Below are 23480 nucleotides of genomic sequence, written 5' to 3'. Positions count from 1 at the left end.
ACGCACGTCACGCGTCGGGCACCGCGCGCCTGGAACGCTCGGGCAGGCGGGCGACGAGGACGGCGACGTCGTCGGCGTGATCGGTGGCAAGCCCGGTGAGGAGCTCGTCGCAGAAGATCTCCAGGGGCTCACGGGCGAGGGCGGCCGCGTGTTGCCGCAGCCGGGTCATGCCGGCGTCCAGGCCCTCGCCGCGGCGCTCGATCAGGCCGTCGGTGTAGAGCAGCACGGTCGAGCCGGCGGGCAGCACCTCGACGGCGTGCGGGCGCGGCTCGTCGGGGTCGACGCCGAGGAGGAGGCCCTGGCCTCCGGTCAGATAGCGGGTGTCGCCGTCGTGGGTGATCAGCAGCGGCGGTGGGTGTCCGGCGCTGGAGAAGTCCAGCGTCCAGGCCCCGTCCTCGCGCTCGCCGAGCAGGCCGTACACACAGGTGGCGGTCGCCTGCGGATACAGCGTGTGGTGAGCCAGGTCCAGACGGCGCAGGATGCTCCCGGGAGGCTCCTCGCGGTCGCAGCCGATGCCGCGCAGCATGTTGCGCAGCTGGCTCATGGTGACCGCCGCCCGCAGATCGTGGCCCGTGACGTCGCCGATGATCATCGTGGTGTGGCCGGTGGGGAGCGTGAAGCTGTCGTACCAGTCGCCGCCGACCTCGGCGGTGGTCGCGGCGGGCATGTAGCGGGCGGCCAGCCGCAGCGGGCCGGTCTCGGGCAGCGTCGGCAGCAGTGAACGCTGGAGGCGTTCGGCGATGTGCTGTGTCTCCCGGTGCAACCGCGCGTTGTCCACCCCCAGCGCCATGCGATGCGCCAGGTCCTCCACCATCGCCAGGTCACTGCTGGTCAGCGGCGCCCGCCCGGCGCTGCGGCCGACGGTCACCGCGCCCAGCACCTGGCGGCGGGCCCGTAGCGGAGCGACGACCGCGGTGTCCGTGCCGAACTGCGCGAACAGTTCGAGCTGCCGCGCGTGCAGCGCATCCGCCGCCTGCGTGACGGGGGGCATGTCCGCGGACGTCAGCAGCAGCGGCCCGGCCCCGCCCAGCACCCTGGCCAGCGGCCCCACGGGCACTTCGGGAACGGGGGGCAGCTCACCGGTCAGGCCGCCGACCGGCAGCACCTCGGGATCGTGGTGCACGACGCTGACGCGCCGCGGCCTGCCGTCGTCCTCGATCAGGTCCACCGCGGCCCAGTCCGCCAACTGCGGAACCAGGATGCGGCACACCCGGCTCAGGCCCTTGTGCGAATCGAGCGTGCTGGACAGCGCGGTCGTCGCCTCGGCTAGCAGCGTCAGCCGGTCCAGGGCCCGCTGCACCACATCATCGACTTCGAAGTCGTCCACCGTCTCCGACTTCCCCGTCCGGCGCCTCTTCCCACTCACGAGGTCAGGCCAGGGCGCGGTATCCGTGTGCCTCCAGCCAGTCGATCAGTGCGTCTCTCTCCTTCAGGGCCGTGGCTCGCGCCGGGCCGGCGCTGGTGGGCCGTGCCAGCGCGTCCAGTACGCGGTTCGCTGCCCAGAGGCGCAGTTGGCTGACCGTGAGCCGGTCCAGCTCTCCGGTGTCCGTCCAGCGCTGCGCCTGGGCGGTGGCCGCCTGGCCTTGGGCGAAGAACTGATCGACAAGACCTTCGGCCACGGTGTCGAGGTTCGTCATGGCGGCCTCCCGTGGGGTACGACACCACGGTGCGCCCTGCGGTGAACCCGGGCGTAGGGTCCACCGGTACCCCTCGCGCCGCCGGCCAGCCCACTCCGCGCGACAACCGCCCCCACCCAGGGCTCAGGTGCCCGGCGTGCCCAGTGTCCGCAGCAGGGCGTGCCGGCGGCGGACCTGGTCGCGTCCTCGACAGGGCTCGCGCCGGCCCTCGTACTCGCTGGACAGCCGGCCCTGCCAGTCGGCCGCCCGCTGGGTGGCGAGGATGTCGTGCCAGGGGAGGTGCAGGTCGGTGAGGCGGTCGTCGATCTCCTGTACGACCAGCACCCCGGCGCCCGCGTCCTGCTCCTGGACGCCGGACCCCGGCTGACGCCGTCACCCGGCACCAACGTCAAGAACATCACCGATCCCGGCGAACGGGCCCGGGCCCAGCGCGCCTCCGAGGGCCCCCGCCCGGCCGGCCGCCCCGGCACCCGCCTGCTCGGCGCCCCCCGATCTGCCCGCCGCCGCCCTGTCCACCAACGTCGGCGGCATCGGCGCGCACTGAACCGGCGCCTGCCCCCGTCCCGGCGACGGCGAGCGCATCCGCTTCATCCCCGACGCCGGAATGGACGCCGACCTCACCCGCGCCGAACGGCTCCTGCATGTCGACGCGCACGCCTTCGACCGGGCGCCCTTCGCGGACGAGGTAGGCGGCCGGCTGGCCGCCCTCTTCTACAGCGGCCGCCCGCTCGACCGGCGCGTGGCCCCGATGCCCCTGGCCGTCACCACACGGTCGGACGGGGCGCACGCCTGGAGCGGAACCGGCGTCGTCCTCGGTCCGGCCGCACACGACGAGCGCGTCGAGATCGCCGACCGCTGCCTGTGCCTGCGCGTCGTCCTGCACGGGGGCACGGTGACCGGGGTCGTCGTACGCGACCTGGGCACCGGCACGGAGGCCGAGGTCGGCGCACGCGCGGTCGTCGTGGCGGCAGACGCCCTGCGCACGCCGCAACTCCTGCACGCCTCCGGCGTCCGCCCGCCCGCACTGGGCCGCTACCTCAACGACCAGCCGCAGGTCGTCTTCGCCGTTCGTTCGCCCGACGAGGTCGTCGCGGCACACCGCGCGGTCACCGGCCGCACGCGCGACACCGACGGCGCCATCGTCCCGCGGAGCGGGGTGAGTTGGGTGCCCTGCACCGACGAGCAGCCCTTCCACGGCCAGGTCACGCAGTTGGACGCCTCGCCCGTCCCGCTCACCGACGACACGGACATCGAGCCCGGAGCCGTCGTGGGACTGGCTGGTTCTGCGCCAAGGACGTCACGGCCGAGGACCGTGTCGATTCGCCGACTCCGGACGGACCCGTACGGCCTGCCCGCGCCGCGCATCCACTACCGCTACACCGACCGGGACCTGGCCGCCATGAAACGGGCCAAGAAGGCCGTCGCCGAAGCGGGAGCCGCTCTGGGCGTCCCGCTGGACGACTCCCGCGTCCTGCTCGCCGCCGGCAGCTCGCTGCACTACCAGGGCACCACGCGCATGGGCCCCGCCGACGACGCCACCAGCGTCTGCGACGACCACAGCCGCGTCCGGAACACCCGCGGACTGTGGGTGGCCGGCACAACGTCCTCCCCCCGGCCACCGCCTGCAATGCGACCCTGACGTCCGTGGCGTTCGCCGTCCGCGGCGCCCGGGCGCTGACGCCGCACCTGAATTCGGTGGAGAGCGCCGGTCTCGCTGGCTAGTGTCGCGGGATGAGTACTCGCACTTTCCGGATCACGGTCCGCGGTGTCTTCGACGGGCTGGACGCCGGCCAGCGAGCCGAACTCCTGAGCCGCGCCGCGGAGCACGACGTTCTGCGCGCGGCCTTCACGCCCGAGGGGCACCTCAGTTACGACCTGGCGGCGCGTACCGCCTTCACCTTCCGGTTCCTGGACTCCGGAGAGGAAGAGGAGGACATCCTGGAGGCCTCCGAACGCGCCGAGGAGGCGGCGAGGGCGTGGCTGACCGAGCGCGGGTACGGCTACAAGAATCTCCGGTCCCAGGCGGAGGACCTCTCTCAGGCGCCCCTTGGCAAACGGCAACGCCGCGCCGCCGCCCAGAGGAACGCCTGAGCCACGCATCCGCCGGACGACGTCCGAGGACCGGCCTCGCCCCGTGAGCCTCGGAGGATTTCAAAAAGGCGGTCGTCAGGGCAGGTTGCGGGGAAGAATGTGCGCCATGACGTACGAAGGCTCCTCCATCGACCCGAACAAGCCCAGCATCGCCCGCGTGTACGACTACTTGCTCGGCGGCAAGGACAACTACGCCGTGGACCGCGAGATCGGCGATGTGTTCAAGCGTGATCTGCCCGGCTCGGTGGCCATCGCCTTCGCCAACCGCGCGGCCCTGACCCGTGCGGTCAGGGAGATCGCGCAGACCACAGAGGTGCGTCAGTTCATAGACCTGGGCAGCGGTCTGCCGACCGCCGACAACGTCCACCAGGTCGCCCAGCGCCACGCCCCCGAGTCCCGCGTCGTCTACGTCGACATCGATCCCCAGGTGCTGGTGCACGGCCGTGCCCTGCTGGAGAACAACGAGTTCACGCGCGTCGTCGCGGCCGACGTGCGCGACCCGGAGGCCGTCCGCAGCCACCCGGACACCGTCGAGATGATCGACTTCACTCGTCCCGTCGCCGTCATGTTCAGCGCCATCCTGCACCACGTCAACGACGAGGAGGACCCGGCCGGCATAGTCCGCTTCTGGCGCGAACAGGTGCCCTCCGGAAGCTACTTCTTCGTCAGCCACTTCCGCTCCGGCAACAACCCGGAGACGGAGGAGGCCGAGAAGGTCCTCCAGCAGACCTTCGGCCGCGGCCGGTGGCGCACCGACGACGAGATCGCCTCCCTGCTCGACGGCCTGGAGATCCTCGAACCCGGAATCGTGCCCGCGTCCCTGTGGCGCCCCGACAAGAACGACAACCCGTGGACGGCCGACGGGGAACGGGAACTCACCCTCTGGGAACGCCTCATCGCCGCCGGACTGGCCCGTAAGCCCTGATCAGGAACCCCGGACCGGCCCGCCGTGCGAAGGGGGGCCCGCCGTGATCAGTCGCCGTTCAGCATCCTCGTGACCTCCTGTGCGCGCGGGGATTCGAGCGCCGTGTAGAGCTCCAGGGCCTCGCGGAGGTGACCGGCGGCTCCGGCCGGGTCCTCACCGGCCCGCAGCACGACGGCGGTTCCGACGTGGGCGCGGGCCTGTTCCTCCTGCTCGTCGATCTCGCGGGCCACTTCAAGGGCGTTCGCGTACGCCTCCAGAGCCTCGGCGGGCCGCCCGAGGCCGTGCAGGGCCTCTCCCAGACCGTTGAGGGCCCCGGCCTCGCCGTAGCGCTCGCCGATCCTGCGGAACAGTTCCAGTGCCTCGCGCTGGTGACCGGCCGCTTCCGCGTGCCGGTCCAGGCCGCTGAGCGCGTTGCCCAGGTTGGTCAGCGCGTGCCCTGTTCCGGAGGCGTTGCCGAGCCGCCGGAACAGGGTCAGGGCGCGTTCGAAGTGGCCTGCCGCCGCGGTGTGGCCGCCGAGCCGGGCGAGCAGGATGCCGAGGTTGCCGAGGGCACTGGCCTCCCCGAAGGCGTGGTCCATGGTCCGGTACAACGTCAGGGCGCGTTCGTAGCGTTCGATTGCGGCCTTGAAGTCCTCCACCAACTCCAGCACGATACCGAGGTTGTTGAGCACATCGGCCTCACCGTGCGCGTCACCGACCGAGCGGAACAGCGCGACCGCCCGCTCGTGCTGTTCGGCGGCCTCCCGGTAACGGCCGCGCAGTTCGAGGAGGACTCCCACGTTGGTCAGGTGACGGGCCTCGCCCGCCGCGTAGCCGGTGCGGCGGCACAGCGCGAGGGCGGTGTCGTGCAGTCGCCGAGCCGTGTCGTAGTCACCGAGGCGCCGGTGGACGGCGCCGAGGAAGGCCAGGACGTCGGCCTCGCCCCGCTGGTCCCCCACCGACCGTGCGGCCCGCAGCGCATGGGTGTGGACGGTCAGGGCGTCCGTGTAGTGGCCGGTGCGTTCGTAGTGGCGGTGCAGCGTGGTGGCGATGCGCACGGTGTGCCGGGACGGGCCGGGCTCCTGGGTGCGTGAGCACAGCGCGACCAGTGTGGGCTGTGCGGCGGTCAGCCAGGCGCGGGCCTCCTCCGCGGTCCGCAGCGGTGGCAGCCCGGTGGCCGGCCGTTCGACGGCGGGTCGCAGGTGCCGTTCGGCGGGGTAGAGGACGCCCATGGCCGCTGCCGCGGCCGCCAGACAGTGGTCGAGCAGTCGGGTGAGCGCGGCATCGCGGTCGGCCTGCGGATCGTGCCGCTCGGCCAGTTCCGCCGCGTACACCCGCAGCAGGTCGTGCATGCCGTACCGGCCGCCGCCGCTGCGGTTCACCAGGTGCGCTCGGACGAGCACGTCGAGCGCCCGTCGTACGGCGTCCACGGACTCATCGGCCAGTGCCGCGACGGAGTGGAGGTCGGCGTCGGGCCCGGGGTGCAGGCCCAGGAACCTGAAGAGGCGGGCCGGCAGGTCGGCCAGGCGGGCGTAGGACCACGAGAAGACGGCGCGGACGGCGGCCCGGGGGTCGTCGCCGGAGGCCAGCAGGTCCAACCGCCTTTGGTGGTCGTGGAGTTCGGCGACCAGACCGCTGAGGGGCTCGGTGGGCCGGGACAGGACCAGCTCCGCCGCCACCCGCAGGGCCAGCGGCAGCCACGCACACTGCCGCGCCAGGTCCTCGGCGCAGGAGCGCTCCGCGTCGACGCGTTCCCCGATCAGGGCGCGCAGCAGGGCGAGGGAGTCGGCGCCGGACAGCGCGCCGAGCACCACGCGGTGGGCGCCGTGCACCGAGACGAGCGCGCTCAGCGAGTCCCGGCTGGTGATCAGTACCCGGCATTCCGGACTGCCCGGCAGCAGCGGCCTGACCTGGGCGGCGGACGCGGCGTTGTCCAGGATCACCAGGAGTCGGCGTCCGTTCAGGGCCGTGCGGTAGCGGGCGGCACGGTCCTCCAGGCGCAGCGGTATCTCCTGCAGGGGCACGCCGAGGGCGGTGAGGAACCCGACCAGGGCCTGGGCCGCGGACAGCGGCGAACGAGCGTCGTAGCCCCGGAGGTCGACGTACAACTGCCCGTCGGGGAAGGCCTCCCTCGACCGGTGGGCCCAGTGCACCGCGAGCGCGGTCTTGCCCACGCCGGCGGTGCCGGAGACGGCGGAGACGACCGCCGCCGTGGCCCCGGCGCCGCTGTCGGCCGGTGTCAGAGCCCGGGTCAGGTCGACGAGCTGCTCACTCCGGCCGATGAAGGGCCGTACGTCCATGGGGAGCTGGGCGGGGACGGGAGTTGCGGGCCGCCGCGGGGCGGACGGTCGGCGGAGGTCGGCGCCCCGCGACAACTCCTCGTACAGGGACCGCAGTTCGGGGCCGGGGGGTAAGTCCAGCTCGTCGGAGAGATGCTTGCGGGTCTCGGTGTAGACGTGCAGTGCGTCGGCGGTCGAACCGGTGGCCGCAAGCGATCGCATCAGCAACGCGGCCAGTTGCTCGTTCAGGGGGTGGTCGACCAGCAGGGGCCGCAGCAGTTCGGGCACCTTCTCCGGGGTGCGCCGCCGTAGATGGATCTGAGCGCAGGCCAGTGCCGCGTCGATCCGTTCCCGGGTCCAGGCGGTACGGGTGCGGTCCGCCCAGGTTCCGGGCAGTCCGGCCAGCGGGGTGCCCCGCCACAGCCGCAGCGCCTCCTCCAGCATTCCGGTGCGCTCCGCGTCCGGGCAGGCCGGCTCGCGGCCACGCTCGACGAGGGCGCGGAACCGTGTGAGGTCGACCGCGTCCTCGTCCGCCCGCAGCACGTACCCGCCGGACACCTTGCCCAGGCTGATCGACGGCTGCGTCGCCGTCCCGCGGTTCTCCTGCGCCGCGGCCTCTTCGAGGAGCCGGCGTAAGCGGCTGATGTGCGAGTAGACGACGGAGCGTGCGCCGTCGGGCGGATCGCCGTCCCACAGCCGGTCGAGCAGCGTCTCCATGGACACCGGGCGTCCGGCGTCCGCCGCCAGCGCGGCGAGGACGGCTCGCCTTCGCGGCTGTCCCAGGTCCGACGCGCCTCGCTCGAGGCGCAGTTCCAGCGGACCGAGCACAAGGAGCTTCAACGGTCCTCCGTCACAAGGTTTTCGCAAGACGCGATCCGGATCCTCACACTAACGGTCGCCGGGCGGACGGCCGTACCGTCCACCGCGGCGAGGGGTCGGCCCGCTCATCGGGCCGGCCCGCCTCGCCGACGGCGTGGTGCATGGGCAGGGCGCACGGGGGTCGCGCTGCCCATGCACCGCAATTCGCGGAGGTGTTCGCGGCGTACCGCCTCCAGGCCCTGTCGTCACATTCCCGTCGTCCGCCCGCAGGGCGGGCCTTCCGGGCAGGCGGGGATCTGACGACAGGGCCTAGGATCACGGGCATGTCCATCCGACTTCGTATGCGTCAGGCCCTGCCCGAAGCGATGCGCGCCCGCGACAAGGCGGCGGTGAGCGCACTGCGTTCGACCCTCGCCGCGCTGGACAACGCGGAGGCGGTGCCCGTGGACGAGGTGGCACCGCGCGGCTCGGCCCTTGAGCAGTCTCCGGTCGGTGTGGGCGTCACCGAAGCGGCGCGGCGTGAGCTGAGCGAGCACCTGGTGGTGGACGTCGTACGCGCCGAGGCCGCCGAACGGCTGGAGGTGGCGGCGCGGTTGACCGCTCCCGCGCATGCCGAACGGGCCGCGCGGCTCCGCGCGGAGGCCGACGTGCTGCTGCGTTTTCTGGGCGAGGCCGGAACCGCATAGCCTTCTGGGGCCTGTCAGGCGTGCGGGTGCCCGTGCTCCAGCAGGGCGAGGCCCAGTGACGTAATGGTGTGCAGGACCGCCCGGCCCTCGCGCCGGGTGGTGATCAGGCGGGCGTTGCGCAGCACCGTCGCGTGATGGCTGGCGGTAGCCGGCGAGATGTCCAGGCGGCGGGCCAGGTCGGTGGTGTGCCGCATCCACCGACGGTCGCCCGCAGCACGGCAGCCCTGGTGCGTCCCAGGAGGTCATCGAGCGACCGGTCGGTGCTCTCGCCATCGGCTGCCCACAGCGTCGGGTCGAGGAAGGCGCCGTCGAGGGTGGGCACGGCGAGAACCGGTGGCCGGCCCGGGTCGAGCGGCGCCTGCAGGAGTTCGGCCTGCCCGGTGGAGAACATGGTCGGCGCGATGACGAGTCCGCGACCGTTCAGATGGATGTCCGCCTCGCGCGGATGGACGACTTCGAGCACGGGCGGTCGCCAGCGCACCAAGGGACCGGAGAGCGTGGAGAGGAGCCGCTCGACCCCGCCGTCGGCCATCGCGCCCACGTACGAGGCGCGTACCTCGCTCAGGCGGGAGCGCACGCGTCCCCAGTAGGGCGCGACGGTCACCCGGTGGCAGGCGCGGAGCGCCGCGGCCACCTGGAGGCGGGCCTCCCGGTCCCCGGCGACCAGGTTGCGCGCCCAGGAGCGGTGGCTGGGGTGGAAGTCGATGTTCTCCAACTCCAGGCGCAGCAGGGGTAGGGGAGCGGTCAGCAGGTTGTCCACCGCCTCGTCGATGGACGCCGTGTGCCCCGTCAGGCTCGCGATGTCGACCAGCGGCCCGTGCGAGGGCATCAACGCGGCCAGCGGGCCCGCCTGTTCGCCGAGGCGCCCCCGCACCGACACCTGCCAGCGGCGGAAGGCCAGGGAGGCGTCGCGGTCCTTGAGCAGTTTCACCGTGTCGAACGTCTCCGCCGCCACGCCGATCGTCGTGGCCACCCGGGTCCGCGCCAGGTCCTCCGCCGTGAAATGGATGCGTTTCACCGAGCGTCCCGTCCTCCGCGTCGCCGTCGGCCCACAGCAGTCTCGGTTCCGGGCGTCGGTCGCACAATGATCAATCAGGCCATGGTCGGCGAGGCGCGCCGGGGTCCCGCACCCGCGGCGTAGGGGCTGTGCGGCCTTCTTCAGGGCCCGTCCAGCCCAAGCGCGCGGAGTGCGGCCGCCTCGACCCTGGTAGGTGGCACACCCTGTTGCACGTCCCCTTCCGCCATCAGCAGGACGGCAGGTCCGACATGGACGTCTCGATGCACGCGGCAGATGAGCTGAGCCCCGCGCTGGTCCGGGCCTGGCACCGTGCGATGGACGAGTCGCCGCAGTACGCCAACCCGTTCCTGGCACCGGAGTTCGCGGCGGCGACGGCCCGTCACCGGCGTGGCGGCGTGGTGGCGGTCCTGCGGGAGCAGACGGAGCCCGTCGGTTTCTTCCCCCACCAGCGCAGTGCCCTCGGCGTGGGGCGGGCCATCGGGTACGGCCTGTCCGACTGTCAGGCCGTCGTGCACCGTCCCGGCGTCACCTGGGACCCGCCGGAGCTGTTGCGGGCCTGCGGCCTTTCGGTGTTCGAGTTCGACCATCTCGTCGAGGATCAGAAGCCGTTCGACAGGTATCTCACGGGGACGTTCGCCTCGCCGGTGGTCGATCTTCCAGAGGAGGGGAACGGCTACGTGGAGTGGCTGCGGCGGACCTCCCCGCGGCACACCAAGACGACGCTGGCCAAGGAGCGCCGCCTGCGCGGTGACGCGGGCGAGGTGCGCTTCGTGCTCGACGAGCGAGATCGTCGGGGGCTGCGCACGCTCATGCAGTGGAAGTCCGCCCAGTACCGGCGGACGGGGCGGATGGACCGCTTCGCCCGGCCGTGGATCGTGGACCTGGTGGACGACCTCTTCGCCGTCCGTGAGCGGCACCTCACCGGCATGCTGTCCGTGCTGTACGCCGGCGACCGTCCGGTGGCCGCCCACTTCGGGCCGAGGTCGCAGACGGTGCTGGCGGGCTGGTTCACCGCCTACGATCCCGCGTTCAGCCGCTACTCCCCCGGCCTGATCATGCATCTGCGGATGATCGAGGCGGCGGGCCGTCACGGGGTGCGGCTCGTGGACCTGGGGCGCGGCGACATGGAGTACAAGAACTGGCTCAAGACCCGTGAGCTGCGGGTCGGCGAAGGCCTCGCGTACCGCGCCAGCCCGGTGGCGGCGGCACACCGGCTGTGGCGCAGGCCGGTGCGCGGCCTGCGCAACACCGTCCTGGCCCACCCCGGGCTGCGTCGGCCCGCCGACCGGCTGCTGAGGACGGCAGGCCGGCTGCGCACCTCGGGCCCGCTCGGCGCGGGCTGGGTCACGGGCACCGACACGCGCTGAGCCGCTCCCCTCGTCCCCGTCGGACCCGATCGCCGGTCACCACAGGAAGGCACCCATGCCGTACGGATCCCGACTCGCCGCGATGATGGCCCGGCGGCTGGGACGCGAATGCGTCTACACGCCCTCGGCACGGCTGGCCCTCTACCTGGCCCTGAGGCGTTGGTGCCGGCCGGGGGCCCGGCTGCTCATGTCCCCGGTCACCGACGATGTGATCCTCTTCGTGGTCCTCGCGGCCGGTCTGCGCCCGGTGGCGGCTCCGGTGTCGGTCCGGGACGGCAACATCGACCCGGCGGCCGTACCGGAGTCCGTGTGGCGCACCGTGGACGCGGTGTTGACCACCAACCTCTACGGGATTCCGGACCGGGTGGAGCAACTGAGCTGCCGGTGCGAGGAGTTGGGTATCCCGCTGTTCGAGGACGCGGCGCACGCCATGGGGACGCACGTGGCGGGCCGTCCGATCGGCACCTTCGGAACGGCGGCCGCCTTCAGCCTGTCCAAGCACGCGGGAGGAAAGGCCGGCGGCTTCCTCGCCTTCGAGAGCGCCCGCACTCGCAGGGAGTTGGAGTCGCTGCGCGACGATCTCCTGGTGCCGGGCCGGCTCGGTGACGACCTGGCCACGACACTGCGGCCGCTGGCCCGCTCCGCCGTGCGCGGCAGCCATCTGGTGAGCCCGGTGTGGCGGACGATGCAGCGCCTGGGGCTGCTGGAGCGCGACGGCTACCGCATGGACCTGCACGCACCGCTGCTGGCCGCCTGTGCCCTCCGGACGCCGAGCCTGACCGCCTACGAGCCGTGGATGCGCGTCGATCTGCACGGCTTCCGAAACCGTCATGGCCTGCTCGTCCAGGCACCGTTGGCGCTGCGGATGGCCCGGCTCGACGACAGCCTCGCCCGGCGCCGGGCCGGTGTCCGCCTGCTGTCCGACACCCCCTGGGCGTCGCCCGCCCTGCGCGACCGGACGGCACACGAGGGCGCCCTGCCGCTCTTCAGGGTGCCGCTCCTCGTCCACGACCGCGACGTCCTCCTCGACCGCCTGGTGCGGCACGGCATCGTCACCGGGTACGTCTTCGATCCTCCGCTCGACGACTACGCGGGCGGCGAGTTCGTCGACCCCTCCCCCGATCCGTCGGCGGCACGCTGGTTCGCCTCCCACGTGCTGCCGGCCGATCCACTGTCGGCCCACAGCGTGGTCACAGCGCTGACCCGTGCGCGTGCGACCGAGGCGGCCGTGCCGGACCTGCCCGCGGTCACCTCGCACGATGCGGGCACTCCCTCCCATCGATCACCGAACGGCCAGTAGGGGACGGGCGGTTGGGCGACGCCCCTGCCGTCCCGACCGTGTCCTCCCGCCCCATTGTGTTGAGCCTTGCGCCCCCTTACTGTTCGACTTTGCCTGAGTCTGTTGGATGTTGATTACTCAGGCGGTATGGAGGCCGCAGTGCGGAGTATTCGGATCGGTTCGAAAGCTGCGAGACCCGGCCGCGGCCGGTGGTGGAAGGCGGTCCTGTCGACCGCCGCCACCATCGCCCTGGCCGCGGGCATGACCGCGCCCGCCGCGGCGCGGGACAGCGGCGGGCAGCCACCCGCCGCTTCCGCCGCCCAGGCGCACACGGTGAGCCTCGACGGCTACTCGTTCCTCGTCGACGGCAAGCGCACCTACCTGTGGTCCGGCGAGTTCCACTACTTCCGGCTCCCGAGCCCGGACCTGTGGCGCGACATCTTCCAGAAGATGAAGGCCGCCGGATTCAACTCCACGTCGCTGTACTTCGACTGGGGATACCACTCGCCCAAGCCGGGCGTGTACGACTTCAGCGGCGTCCGTGACGTCGACCGACTGCTCGACATGGCCCAGGAGGCCGGGCTCTACGTCATCGCGCGCCCCGCCCCGTACATCAACGCGGAGGTCGACAGCGGCGGCCTGCCCGGCTGGCTGACCACCAAGGCCGGGAACAACCGGAGTGACGACCCGCGCTTCCTGAAGTACGCGGACGAGTGGCTGACGCAGATCGACCGGATCATCGCCCGCCACCAGCTCACCAACGGCACCGGGTCGGTCATCGCCTACCAGGTGGAGAACGAGTACTACAACGGCTCCGCCGCCGGCCACTCCTACATGAAGCACCTGGAGGACAAGGCCCGCGCCGACGGCATCACCGTCCCGCTGACCGGCAACAACAACGGCACCTTCAACTCCGGCACGGGCGCCCTGGACGTCGACGGCCCCGACTCCTACCCGCAGGGCTTCGACTGCTCCAACCCCACGAAGTGGAACGGCGTCCCGGACATCAGCTACGACCATCCGGCCGGGAAGCCGCTGTACTCGCCGGAGTTCCAGGGCGGCGCCTTCGACCCCTGGGGCGGCCCGGGCTACGACAAGTGCGCCCAGCTCATCAACGACCGGTTCGCCAACGTCTTCTACAAGCAGAACATAGCCGTCGGCGCGACCGCGCAGAGCTTCTACATGACCTACGGCGGCACCAACTGGGGCTGGCTGGGCATGCCGGAGAACTACACGTCGTACGACTACGGGGCGGCGATCCGCGAGAACCGCCAACTCGATCCGAAGTACTACGAGGACAAGCTGATCGGGTACTTCACCCAGTCGGTGGCCCCGCTGACCAAGACCGAGGCGATCAGGACCACGCCGCCGGACAACTCCGCGGTCGTCGACACCGCCCGGATGAACCCCGACACCAAGACGCAGTTCCATGTGCTGCGGCACGGCAACTCCACGTCCACCGCGGTCGACAAGACGCACATCTCGCTGGACCTCAACGCCCAGCCCGCGTCGGACACCAGCTACACCTGGGACGACCCCGACTCCGCGCTGCAGTACACCGGTTCATGGTCGCACGTCGCCGACACCAGCTACACCGGGGGCGACTACAAGCACACCGAGTCGTTCTCCAACAAGGCCGGCGACTCGCTCACCGTGCCCTTCGACGGCACCGCGATCCGCTGGATCGGTTCGAAGACCGACAACCACGGCTACGCCGACGTCTACCTCGACGGCACCAAGATCGCGACGGTCGACGACTCCGGCGGCGAGAACCAGGCGGTGCTCTTCCAGAAGACCGGCCTGCCGTCCGGCGCGCACACCCTGAAGATCGTCGTCGCCGGCAAGCACGGCTCGGGGTCCACGGACGACTACGTGTCCATCGACGCCATCGACGTGCCGATGGCCGCCGCCGCGGAACCGACCTACCCGGTCGTGCCCCAGCAGCCCGGCACCGCGATCACCCTCGACGGCCGCGACTCCCACGTGATCACGGCCGACTACCGGCTCGGTGACGCGCAGTTGCGGTACTCCACCTCCGAGATCATGACCAGCGCGGCCATCGGCGACCGGGACGTCGCCGTGCTCTACGGCGACTCGGGCAGCGACGGCGAGACCGTGCTGCGCTACTCCTCCCGGCCCACCGTGACCACCACCGGCGGCACGGTCACGACCACCTGGGACGAGGCCGGCGGTGACCTGCGGCTGAACTACACGCACAAGGGCCTGATCCGTATCACCCTCACCGGCGGCGGAAAGCCCCCGCTGACGCTGCTCGTCGGCGACAAGGACACCGCCAAGACCTTCTGGCGCCAGGACACCGCGAGCGGCCCGGTGCTCGTGCACGGCACCCACCTGCTGCGGACGGCCACCAGCCTGGACGGCGGCCACACGGTGGCACTCACCGGCGACAACGCCGACGCCAAGAACATCGAGGTGTTCACCTCCGCCGACCACGTCACCTGGAACGGCAGGTCGGTGAAGACCCGGCCCACCGACACGGCAAGCCTCACCGGGAAGATCCCGGTGGCCGCCGCGGTACACCTGCCCGCCCTGACGAGCTGGAAGCACGCCGAGGAGTCACCCGAGGCGGCACCCGGCTTCGACGACTCCGGCTGGCAGGTGGCCGACAAGACCACCACCAACAGCGTCTCCGGCGCCAACTCGCTGCCCGTCCTGTACGCGGACGACTACGGCTTCCACACCGGCAACACCTGGTACCGCGGCCGCTTCCGCACCACCGGCAAGGAGACCGGCATCCACCTGGTCTCCGACTCCGGCGGAGCCGCGCAGGCGTTCTCCGCCTGGCTCAACGGCACCTTCCTGGGCAGCTCCACCACGGGCAGCGCCGACTTCTCCTTCCCGGCGGGTTCCGTGAAGGCCAAGGGCGACAACATCCTCTCCGTCCTCACCGTGAACATGGGCCATGAGGAGGACTACAACTCCACCAACGGCAACAAGACGCCGCGCGGCCTGACCAGCGCCTCCCTCGTCGGAGCGCCGCTTACCTCCGTCACCTGGCGGGTGCAGGGCGTACGCGGCGGCGAGAGCCTCCAGGACACCGTGCGCGGCCCGCTCTCGACGGGCGGCCTGTACGGCGAGCGGGCCGGCTGGTCCCTGCCGGGCTACCCCGACGGCAAGTGGAACCGGGTGTCCCTGCCGACGACCGACACCCGCCCCGGCGTCTCCTGGTACCGCACCGACGTGAACCTGGACCTCCCGCGCGGCCAGGACACCTCGCTCGGGCTGACGTTCACCGACGACCCGTCACGCAAGTACCGGGCGACGATCTTCGTCAACGGCTGGCAGATGGGCAACTACGTCAACTACCTCGGCCCGCAGCACAGCTTCCCGGTGCCCAACGGCATCCTGGACCCGAACGGCCGCAACAGCATCGCCATCGCCGTGTGGAACCTGGACGGCAGCACCGGCGGACTGGGCAAGGTCTCCCTCACCGACTACGGCAGCTACGCCTCCTCGCTGCGCGTCGCGCAGAACGACAGCCCCCGCTACGACCCCCACCGGTACGCGATGCCGAAGCGTCCGGGAGCCGAGGTTTCCCTGGACGTGCCCGACACCGCTCAGCCGGGGCAGGCCTTCACGGCCGAGGCCACGGTCCGGGTACCGAAGGACCGGTCGTCCGCGTCCGGGCTGACGAGCTCGCTCTCCGCCCCCGACGGCTGGAGTGTCAGCGCCACGAGCCCCACGTCCGTCAAGCGCGTACCACCGGGCGGATCGGCCGCCTTCACCTGGAAGGTCCGGCCGCCGAGCGGGACGCTGCCGTCGGCCTCGGCGCTCACCGCGTCCGTGCGCTACCGGCAGAACGGTCGGCAGGCCGTGGGCGAGGACGAGCGCATCGTCGGCGGGATACCGCCCGCCCCGCCGGCCGGCGAGAACGCGGTGAGCGATTTGCCGTTCCTGTCCGCCACCAACGGATGGGGACCGGTGGAGCGCGACAGCAGCGTCGGCGAGCAGGCGGCCAAGGACGGCCGTCCGATCCGCATCGCCGGCACCGGCTACGCCAAGGGTCTGGGCACCAACTCGGTCAGCGGCGTCGAGCTCTATCTCGCCGGACACTGCTCGCGGTTGACGGCGGACGTCGGCGTCGACGACGAGACGGGCGGCGCGGGGACGGTGACGTTCTCGGTGATCGCCGACGGCAAGACCTTGGTCACCACGCCGACGATCCGGGGCAAACAGGCCGCGGTGCCGATCGACGTCGACGTCAGCGGTGCCCAGGTGCTCGACCTCAGGGTCGGCGACGCCGGTGACGGAAACGGCAACGACCACGGCGACTGGGCGACGCCCACGCTGACGTGCGGCTAGCGAAGGGGTGACACACGCGGGGCGTGGGAACGGCCGAGTCCGTTCCCACGCCCCGCGCCTTCGCGTGTCAGTCGTTCGCGGCCGCCGTGACCGTTGCGGGATCCACCCCGGTCAGCTCGACGATGCGGTGCGGCGCCACGCCGGCGGCCAGAGCGCGGCCGATCAGCGCGTCCCTGCCGTCGGCGCAGTCACGGTAGGCGAGCAGCTCGTCCTCCACCCGGGCCAGCGGCTCCGCCGACATCGCGTGCCGGACCCGGCTCAACTCCTCGTCGTTCAGCGGGACCGGAAGGCGTTCGGCTCCCTCGGGGATCGCCGCAGTCTCCTCCGGGGGCAACAGCCGCAGCTGCGGCGAAGTCGCCGTACTCCCTTGCGCGTCCAGCCACGCACGCACCGCGGGTGTCTCCATGCAGGCGAGGTCACCGACGGCTGCGGGGCTCACCCCGAATGGCGCGGACGCGTCGCCCAGCAGGAACAGATAGGCGTCATCGGTCATCTCGGCTCCTTCTCAACGGAGGCTGAACGCAGTCCCATTACCCCGCCCCGCCCGGATTACCGCGGAACTGCGACGGCTCCCTCCCCTTCATCGGGGAGGGAGCCGTGATCATGTGCCCGAAGGCGTGTCACCGATGTGTCAGGCGTGTCGGTGCGAGTGTCGGTTGCCCACCACGACGCGGTAGAGGGCCAGCAGGATGAGGGAACCGACGATCGCTGCGATCCAGGTGGAGAGGTCGAAGAATCCGTCGATGGAGTCCACACCGAAGATCACCTTGCCGAGCCAGCCGCCCAGCAGGCCGCCCGCGATACCGATGAGCATGGTGATGATGATGCCGCCCGGGTCCTTGCCCGGCATCAGCATCTTGGCGATGGCGCCGGCAAGCAGACCGATGAGGATCCAAGCGATGATGCCCATTGTCCGTCTCCACTTCGTCGCATAAAGGTTGTGTTAGCTCTCCGTGTGCACCGTCACCGCTCGAACAAACATCTCTTTTTCGATATGACTGGTCGGATGCCCCGGCTGCATCCGTCACCAGGGCCCCGGCGGAATACCTCTCGACATCGGAAAGCCGGAAGTGCACGTCCGGCTCTCCGCCGGCTCTCGGATCAGAAGCAGGGATCGGGTGGGGCACGCGGACAGAAGCAGTGACCAGAGCAACAACGCGCGGAGCAGTGCGGACTGGACCGAGGCCTTCGCCGCCGATCCCGGCCTGGGCGCGGACCTCGCCGCCGTCGACTGGGCGGCCACACCCCTGGGGCCGCCCGAGGAGTGGCCGCAGAGCCTGCGGACAGCCGTGCGCATCCTGCTGTCCTCGCGGTTCTCCATGTGGATGGCCTGGGGCCCCGACCTCACCTTCTTCTGCAACGCCGCTTACCGCCGCAACACCCTTGGCCGCAAATACCCTTGGGCGCTGGGCCGTCCGGCGAGCGAGGTGTGGTCGGAGATCTGGTCCGACGTGGGCCCCCGGATCGAGCACGTGCTGGCCTCGGGCGAAGCCACCTGGGACGAGGGGCTGTTGCTCTTCCTGGAGCGCTCCGGCTACCGGGAGGAGACCTACCACACGTTCTCGTACAGCCCGCTGCACGACGACGGCGGCACGGTGGTGGGCATGCTCTGCGTGGTCAGTGAGGACACCGAGCGCGTCATCGGGGCGCGCAGGATGGCCACGCTGCGGGACCTGGGCTCCGATCCCACCGTGGTGCGTACGGAGAGCGAGACGCTGGCGTTCTTCGGCCGCCAACTCGAACGGAACCTGGCCGACCTGCCCTTCACCCTGACCTACCTCCTCCGGGAGGACGGCGCGCACCTGAGCCGTACCACGGGCATCTCGCCGGGTCATCCGGCGGCACCGCCCCTGCTGTCCCCCGAGCAGCCCGCCGCCCCCTGGCCGTGGGCCGATCTCGCCGACGGCACACCGGTACTGGTACCGCTCGACGCCGACGTCGTCGCCGGCCTGCCGACCGGCGACTGGCCCGAACCGCCCCGGCGGGCCCTGCTGATGCCGCTGCTGCAACCGGGCGGAGCACCGCACGGCTTCTTCGTCGCCGCGCTGAACCGCTACCGCGCCCTCGACGAGGGCTACCAGGGCTTCCTGGAACTGGTCGCCGGGCACCTCGCCGCGGGCATCGGCTCCGCCCGCGGCTACCGCGACCAGCAGCGGCGCGCGGAGGAACTGGCCGAACTCGACCGGGCCAAGACGACGTTCTTCTCCAACATCAGTCACGAGTTCCGCACCCCCCTCGCACTGATCTCCGGACCGGTGCAGGAGCTGAAGGAACTGCTCACCGACGCGCCCGCGCGGGTCCGGGAGGAACTGGAGGCGATCCACCGCAACGCCCTGCGGCTGGGCAAGCTCGTCAACACCCTGCTGGACTTCTCCCGCATCGAGGCCGGCCGCATGCAGGCCTCCTACGAGCCGGTCGACCTGGCCGCCGTGACCGCCGAGCTGACCAGCGTCTTCCGCTCCGCGATCGACCGGGCCGGCCTCACCCTGACCGTCGACTGCCCGCCGCTTGACCGCCCCGTCCACATCGACCGCGACATGTGGGAGAAGGTGATCCTGAACCTGCTGAGCAACGCCCTGAAGTTCACCTTCGACGGATCGATCCGCGTCACGGTCCGCGCCGAGGGCGCCCGGGCCGTGGTGACCGTCCACGACACCGGCGTCGGCATCCCCGCACACGAACTGCCCCGGCTGTTCGAACGCTTCCACCGGATCGGCGGTGTCCGCGCCCGCTCGAACGAAGGCAGCGGCATCGGCCTGGCCCTCGTACGGGAACTCGTCGCGCTGCACGGCGGCACCATCACGGCGGACAGCAGCCCCGAACGCGGTACGTGCTTCACCGTCCGGTTGCCCTTCGGGTCCGCGCACCTGCCCGCCGACGCCGTCCGCACCTCGTCCCAGGCCAGGGCCGCCTCGACGACGGCCGTCCCGTTCGTCCAGGAGGCGCTGCGCTGGCTGCCGGCCGACACCGGCACGACCGTGCGGGACAAGGCCGGCGCCGGCACCGCCGCCTCGGAGTCCGGCTCCAGGGCGCCGGTGCGGGCGCGTGTCCTGGTCGCCGACGACAACACCGACATGCGCGAGTACCTCGTGCGCATCCTCGACGGCGCCGGCTACGAGACCGGCGCCGTCAGCGACGGCCGGGCGGCCCTGTGCGCCGCCCGCTCCCACCCGCCGGACCTGATCGTCAGCGACGTGATGATGCCGATGATGGACGGACTGAGCCTGGTGCGCGCCCTGCGCTCGGACACCAGGACCGCCTCGCTGCCCGTCCTGCTGCTGTCCGCCCGCGCCGGCCAGGAGGCGGCCATCGAAGGACTGACCGCGGGCGCGGACGACTACCTCGTCAAACCGTTCGCCGCGGCCGAGTTGCTGGCCCGTGTGCGGGCCAACGTCGAACTCGCCCATCTGCGCACCCACCACGTGCGCTGGCGCACCGCCCTGGTGGACTCCCTGCAGGAGGCGCTGATCGTCATGGACGAGAACGGTGTGGTGCTGGAGACCAACACCGCGTTCACCACCCTCCTCGGCCACGACTCGGCGATCCTGCCCTGCGAGCCGCCTCATCCCTGGTGGCCGGATGCCGCGGCCGACCCGGAGTCCCGTCGGGCGGTGGCCGACGCCTTCGCCGACCTGCTGCGTCAGGGACAGGGCAACCACACCCTTCCCCTCACCCACCGGGACGGGCGCCGCCTGTGGATCAGGGCGGCCTTCAACGGCGCCCACGACCCGGACACCGGCCGGCGGATGATCGTCGGCACCTTCCGCGACATCACCGCCGAGCGCTTCGCCACCCAACGCGAGAGCGCTCTGGCCGCCCTCAGCACGGGCCTGGCGGAGACGGCCGGCCTGCACGAGGCACTCACGACGGCTCTGGGCCAGTTCCAGCAACTGTGGCAGGCCGAGTACGTCCTGACGGCGCTCTTCGCCGGGGACGAGCCACCCGCGCTGACCGCCACCGGCCCGCTGTCCTGGAAGGACCTCCCCGAGCAGCAGCAGGAGGCCATCGCCGAACTGCAGCACCATCCCCCGCTCACGCCGGTGTGCGAGGGCACCGGGGCGGGCGTCCTGCTGGAGCATCCCGACGGCCCGCTGGTCATGTGGATCGAACTGGGCGCCTCCCGCCGCTTCAGCGGTCAGGACGAACTGCTGCTCGCGCTGCTGGCCGGTCACCTCGCCCAGGCTCTGGCCCGCAGCCACCAGATCGACCAGCAGCGCGACACCGCGCTCACCCTGCAACGCGCCATCCTCGGGCCCTCCCAGCTGCCCGCCGGCTTCGCCGCGCGCTACGAGCCCGCCACCCCTCCGCTGGAGATCGGCGGCGACTGGTACGACGTCATCACCCTCCCGGACGAGCGCACCGGGATCGTGGTCGGCGACTGCGTCGGGCGTGGCCTGGAGGCGGCCACCGTCATGGGCCAACTGCGCAGTGCCTGCCGCGCGTTGTTCCTGCAGGACGCCAGCCCCGCTCGCACGCTCATGGCCCTCGACCACTTCGCCGGCGGCATCCCGGGCGCCTTCTGCACCACCGTCCTCTGCGCAGTGCTCGACCCGCACACCGGAACCCTCACCTACTCCAGCGCCGGGCACCCGCCGAGTGTGCTCGCCTCCCCCGACGGCACCACGCGCCTGCTGGAAGGCGGCCGCGGGCTGCCACTGGCCGTCCGTCCCGACCGCGAACGCTCCGACAGCGTCTGCCGACTGCCCGCCCGGTCCACTCTGCTGCTGTACACCGACGGTCTCGTCGAACGCCGGCACCAGGTGCTCGACCAGGGCATCCAGGCGGCGGGCGAGGCCCTGCGGACCGGCCGTGACCTGCCTCCCTCGGAGCTGGCGGACCACGTCATGGCCGCCCTGGCTCCCACGGGCGGGTACGAGGACGACGTCGCTCTGCTGCTCTACCGCCATCCGGCACCCCTGCGGATCGCCTTTCCCGCGGAGTCCGGTCAGCTCGCCACCGCGCGCCACGCCCTGCGCGACTGGCTCACCCGCTGCGAACTGCCCGTGCGCACCGCCCTGGACGTCCTCATCGCCACCGGCGAGGCCTGCGCCAACGCCGTCGAGCACGCCCACCGCGACCACCCGGGCGGCACCATCCGGCTGAGTGCCGAGATCTTCACCGACCACGTGCACGTGACCGTCGCCGACAGCGGACGATGGAAGCCCGGCGATCCGGACGCCTCCTCCCTGCGCGGCCGGGGCATCGGCATCATGCACGCCCTGTCCAGCCATGTGACCGTCACGCCCGGCCCGTCGGGCACCAGCGTCGAGATGCATACGAGGATCCCGTGACGCCTGTGCAGCTGACACTCGCCCCAGAACGAACCGCCGACGGAACCGCGCTGCTGACCGTCACGGGCGAGATCGACATGAGCAACAGCGGCCGGCTCGCCGACGCGCTCGATCGCCTGCCCGGGCATGTCGTCCTCGACCTGACCGGCGTGGACTACCTCGACAGCGCCGGCCTGAACGTGCTGTTCGCCCGAGCCGAGCGCATCGAGGTGATCGCCGACACGCTGCTGCGGCCGCTGCTCACGGTCTCCGGCCTCGCCGACCTGGTCCCGGTGCGGCCCGCCCCCGGCCGGTAAGGGCTCGCCCGAGGCAGTCGGAAGCGATCACCAAGTGGGCGGCTGTGCGCAGACGACGCCCTTCGGAAGGCATATCCGTTCGTGGTGAGGGTGGGAGCGGCGCCGACGGCTACGGTGTGGTGTCACGCAGCTACGGAGTGCGGGCCGCCACCAGAGGGGACGCTGCGATGCACGACAGGCAGACGGGCTGTGCCGGCCTCATCCCGGTCCAGCGGCTCAGGCCCGGCGACCACGCCTTCGTGGGCTACGGCCTCGGTGAGTCGCGCTGGCAGGTGCTCACCGCGTACGTCTGGCTGGGTCTCGCCCGCCACGAGAAGGTGATGGTCCTCGCCGACCCCGACGTGCCACGGCGGGAGGTCCTCACCCGCCTGGACACGTACGGCCCGCAGGCCGCCGCCGCGAGGGCGCGCGGGCAGCTCGTGCTCAGCAGCATGCGGGAGGTGATCCGTCCCGACCTCGCCTTCACCATGGACCGGCAGACGGCACGACTGAGGGAGGAGACCGCTCGGGCCCGGCGTGAGGGGTACACCGGCCTGCGCACGTTCATCGACATGCGCTGGGTGCCGGACCTGGGTGCCGACGTGTCGGGGGTCGTGCACCGTGAGACCCACGTGGAGCACCTGTTCACCGGCCGCTCCTACACGGAGGTCTGCGCCTACGACCGGGACTGGTTCGCCCCCGACGTGGTGGAGGCCATGCACGACGCTCATCCCCGCCGCCTCCACGACTGCCTCGGGGTCCTTCTGTCGATCCCCGACGAGGACGGGGTGCGGTTCGCCGGCGACGCCGATCTGACCACCCTGGACCAGTTCCGGACGGCCCTCACCGAGTCTCTGGCGCAGACCTCCGACCGCGGCCATCTGCTGCTGGACCTCACACACCTGCACTTCCTCGGTGTCCACTGCGCTTTCGACCTGCTGCGCCAGGTCCAACTGGCCACCGACCACAAGCGGATCGAGATCCGCTGCTCGGTCCTCCACGCCGGAATCCTGCGCAAACTCGGCGCGGCGTCCGTGCCCCGGCTCACGCTGAGCGAGGTGCGGGCCGGATGCTGAACTTCTCCGAGGAGTCCGTCGACCGGGCGGACGGGACCCTGCTGGAGCAGCGGTTCACGGCGGACTGCCTGGCCCTGCTGCGGGCCCTCGTCGAGAGCACGGCCGCCAAGGAGGGGCTCGACGACGACCGGCTGGGCGAATTCGTTCTGGCGGTCGACGAGATCGCCTGCAACGCCGTCGAACACGCCGGGGGCGGCGGCCATCTGGTGCTCCGGCGCCTCGACGGCGCGCTGGAGTGCCTGATCACCGACAAGGGCCCCGGGTTCACGCCCGAACTTCCCGAAACAGCCCCGGACTTGGACAGCACGGGCGGCCGGGGGCTGTGGCTGGCCCGGCTGCTCACCGACCGGCTCACGATCGCCACGGGGGCCGCGGGAGCCGCCGTGACGCTGCTCATGCACCTGCCCTGAACACTCCCGTGGCCGAGCCGGGCGC

General features: G+C 71.7%; 19 protein-coding genes. 11 read left to right on the top strand and 8 right to left on the bottom strand.

Annotated elements, in window-relative coordinates; all coding sequences use genetic code 11:
- Nucleotides 1-7: 7 nt before the first annotated feature.
- From FBY22_RS15195 to FBY22_RS15185, 3 genes are all read right to left on the bottom strand, one after another.
- A complete protein-coding gene (locus FBY22_RS15195; RefSeq protein ID WP_142145927.1) occupies nt 8-1327 on the bottom strand; it encodes a PP2C family protein-serine/threonine phosphatase in 1320 nt (439 codons plus the stop codon).
- 43 nt (nt 1328-1370) lie between these two features.
- Nucleotides 1371-1637 (bottom strand): hypothetical protein, encoded by a 267-nt coding sequence (locus FBY22_RS15190; RefSeq protein WP_142145925.1) that lies wholly within the window; start codon nt 1635-1637, stop codon nt 1371-1373.
- A gap of 123 nt (nt 1638-1760) precedes the next feature.
- Nucleotides 1761-1961, bottom strand: coding sequence for a hypothetical protein (locus tag FBY22_RS15185; protein WP_142145923.1), 201 nt, complete (start codon nt 1959-1961; stop codon nt 1761-1763).
- A 280-nt stretch (nt 1962-2241) separates the two neighbouring features.
- Between FBY22_RS15185 and FBY22_RS15180 the strand changes: the two genes are divergently transcribed.
- The 3 genes from FBY22_RS15180 (at nt 2242) to FBY22_RS15170 (ending at nt 4653) form a co-directional block, all read left to right on the top strand.
- Nucleotides 2242-3276: a GMC oxidoreductase gene (locus tag FBY22_RS15180; RefSeq protein ID WP_222127757.1), complete on the top strand. Its 1035-nt coding sequence runs from the start codon at nt 2242-2244 to the stop codon at nt 3274-3276.
- A gap of 92 nt (nt 3277-3368) precedes the next feature.
- Nucleotides 3369-3728 carry a DUF6204 family protein gene (locus tag FBY22_RS15175; protein ID WP_142145921.1) on the top strand — a complete coding sequence of 120 codons (360 nt, stop codon included), beginning with the start codon at nt 3369-3371 and terminating at the stop codon, nt 3726-3728.
- Between the two features lie 97 nt (nt 3729-3825).
- Nucleotides 3826-4653, top strand: a complete 828-nt coding sequence (locus FBY22_RS15170) for an SAM-dependent methyltransferase (protein ID WP_142145919.1) — start codon at nt 3826-3828, stop codon at nt 4651-4653.
- A gap of 47 nt (nt 4654-4700) precedes the next feature.
- Here the strand turns inward: FBY22_RS15170 and FBY22_RS15165 are convergent, their stop codons facing one another.
- Complete coding sequence (locus FBY22_RS15165) at nt 4701-7751, bottom strand: tetratricopeptide repeat protein (RefSeq protein WP_160159871.1); 3051 nt, start codon at nt 7749-7751, stop codon at nt 4701-4703.
- Nucleotides 7752-8095: 344 nt separating this feature from the next.
- On the opposite strand from FBY22_RS15165, the gene FBY22_RS15160 reads away from it, so the two are divergent.
- Nucleotides 8096-8416, top strand: a complete 321-nt coding sequence (locus FBY22_RS15160; protein WP_142147666.1) for a hypothetical protein — start codon at nt 8096-8098, stop codon at nt 8414-8416.
- Between the two features lie 14 nt (nt 8417-8430).
- Here the strand turns inward: FBY22_RS15160 and FBY22_RS45740 are convergent, their stop codons facing one another.
- On the bottom strand, nt 8431-8574 hold the full coding sequence (locus tag FBY22_RS45740; RefSeq protein WP_313905436.1) for a helix-turn-helix domain-containing protein: 144 nt from the start codon (nt 8572-8574) through the stop codon (nt 8431-8433).
- Nucleotides 8520-9434, bottom strand: a complete 915-nt coding sequence (locus FBY22_RS15155; protein WP_313905398.1) for a transcriptional regulator — start codon at nt 9432-9434, stop codon at nt 8520-8522. Before FBY22_RS15155 ends, FBY22_RS45740 begins: the two co-directional genes overlap by 55 nt.
- Before the next feature lie 260 nt (nt 9435-9694).
- Here FBY22_RS15155 and FBY22_RS15150 point away from each other — a divergent pair, with 260 nt between their 5' ends.
- From FBY22_RS15150 to FBY22_RS15140, 3 genes are all read left to right on the top strand, one after another.
- Nucleotides 9695-10801, top strand: a complete 1107-nt coding sequence (locus FBY22_RS15150; protein ID WP_399211151.1) for a GNAT family N-acetyltransferase — start codon at nt 9695-9697, stop codon at nt 10799-10801.
- Between the two features lie 55 nt (nt 10802-10856).
- Nucleotides 10857-12101, top strand: coding sequence for a DegT/DnrJ/EryC1/StrS family aminotransferase (locus FBY22_RS15145; RefSeq protein WP_142145915.1), 1245 nt, complete (start codon nt 10857-10859; stop codon nt 12099-12101).
- Nucleotides 12102-12239: 138 nt separating this feature from the next.
- Nucleotides 12240-16403: a beta-galactosidase gene (locus FBY22_RS15140; RefSeq protein ID WP_260844850.1), complete on the top strand. Its 4164-nt coding sequence runs from the start codon at nt 12240-12242 to the stop codon at nt 16401-16403.
- 67 nt (nt 16404-16470) lie between these two features.
- On the opposite strand, the gene FBY22_RS15135 is transcribed toward FBY22_RS15140, so the two are convergent.
- Complete coding sequence (locus FBY22_RS15135; protein WP_142145911.1) at nt 16471-16896, bottom strand: DUF6003 family protein; 426 nt, start codon at nt 16894-16896, stop codon at nt 16471-16473.
- A gap of 138 nt (nt 16897-17034) precedes the next feature.
- Nucleotides 17035-17313: a GlsB/YeaQ/YmgE family stress response membrane protein gene (locus FBY22_RS15130; protein ID WP_142145909.1), complete on the bottom strand. Its 279-nt coding sequence runs from the start codon at nt 17311-17313 to the stop codon at nt 17035-17037.
- 409 nt (nt 17314-17722) lie between these two features.
- On the opposite strand from FBY22_RS15130, the gene FBY22_RS15125 reads away from it, so the two are divergent.
- From FBY22_RS15125 to FBY22_RS15110, 4 genes are all read left to right on the top strand, one after another.
- On the top strand, nt 17723-21694 hold the full coding sequence (locus FBY22_RS15125) for a SpoIIE family protein phosphatase (RefSeq protein ID WP_260844988.1): 3972 nt from the start codon (nt 17723-17725) through the stop codon (nt 21692-21694).
- A complete protein-coding gene (locus FBY22_RS15120) occupies nt 21691-21990 on the top strand; it encodes an STAS domain-containing protein (protein ID WP_260844849.1) in 300 nt (99 codons plus the stop codon). The genes FBY22_RS15125 and FBY22_RS15120 overlap by 4 nt, the downstream gene beginning before the upstream one ends.
- 167 nt (nt 21991-22157) lie before the next feature.
- Nucleotides 22158-23045, top strand: coding sequence for an MEDS domain-containing protein (locus FBY22_RS15115; protein ID WP_142145905.1), 888 nt, complete (start codon nt 22158-22160; stop codon nt 23043-23045).
- Complete coding sequence (locus tag FBY22_RS15110; RefSeq protein ID WP_142145903.1) at nt 23039-23455, top strand: ATP-binding protein; 417 nt, start codon at nt 23039-23041, stop codon at nt 23453-23455. Before FBY22_RS15115 ends, FBY22_RS15110 begins: the two co-directional genes overlap by 7 nt.
- Nucleotides 23456-23480 lie beyond the last annotated feature (25 nt).

The sequence above is a fragment of the Streptomyces sp. SLBN-31 genome, from assembly GCF_006715395.1.
Lineage (GTDB): Bacteria > Actinomycetota > Actinomycetes > Streptomycetales > Streptomycetaceae > Streptomyces.
This window is presented reverse-complemented; position numbering and strand designations above follow the sequence as displayed.

Coding starts and splice junctions, on each gene's coding strand:
- FBY22_RS15190 (WP_142145925.1), bottom strand. CDS start 1,637: ATGACGAACCTCGACACCGTGGCCGAAGGTCTTGTCGATCAGTTCTTC.
- FBY22_RS15180 (WP_222127757.1), top strand. CDS start 2,242: ATGGACGCCGACCTCACCCGCGCCGAACGGCTCCTGCATGTCGACGCG.
- FBY22_RS15175 (WP_142145921.1), top strand. CDS start 3,369: ATGAGTACTCGCACTTTCCGGATCACGGTCCGCGGTGTCTTCGACGGG.
- FBY22_RS15170 (WP_142145919.1), top strand. CDS start 3,826: ATGTGCGCCATGACGTACGAAGGCTCCTCCATCGACCCGAACAAGCCC.
- FBY22_RS15160 (WP_142147666.1), top strand. CDS start 8,096: ATGCGCGCCCGCGACAAGGCGGCGGTGAGCGCACTGCGTTCGACCCTC.
- FBY22_RS15150 (WP_399211151.1), top strand. CDS start 9,695: ATGCACGCGGCAGATGAGCTGAGCCCCGCGCTGGTCCGGGCCTGGCAC.
- FBY22_RS15145 (WP_142145915.1), top strand. CDS start 10,857: ATGCCGTACGGATCCCGACTCGCCGCGATGATGGCCCGGCGGCTGGGA.
- FBY22_RS15135 (WP_142145911.1), bottom strand. CDS start 16,896: ATGACCGATGACGCCTATCTGTTCCTGCTGGGCGACGCGTCCGCGCCA.
- FBY22_RS15130 (WP_142145909.1), bottom strand. CDS start 17,313: ATGGGCATCATCGCTTGGATCCTCATCGGTCTGCTTGCCGGCGCCATC.
- FBY22_RS15125 (WP_260844988.1), top strand. CDS start 17,723: ATGTGGATGGCCTGGGGCCCCGACCTCACCTTCTTCTGCAACGCCGCT.
- FBY22_RS15115 (WP_142145905.1), top strand. CDS start 22,158: ATGCACGACAGGCAGACGGGCTGTGCCGGCCTCATCCCGGTCCAGCGG.
- FBY22_RS15110 (WP_142145903.1), top strand. CDS start 23,039: ATGCTGAACTTCTCCGAGGAGTCCGTCGACCGGGCGGACGGGACCCTG.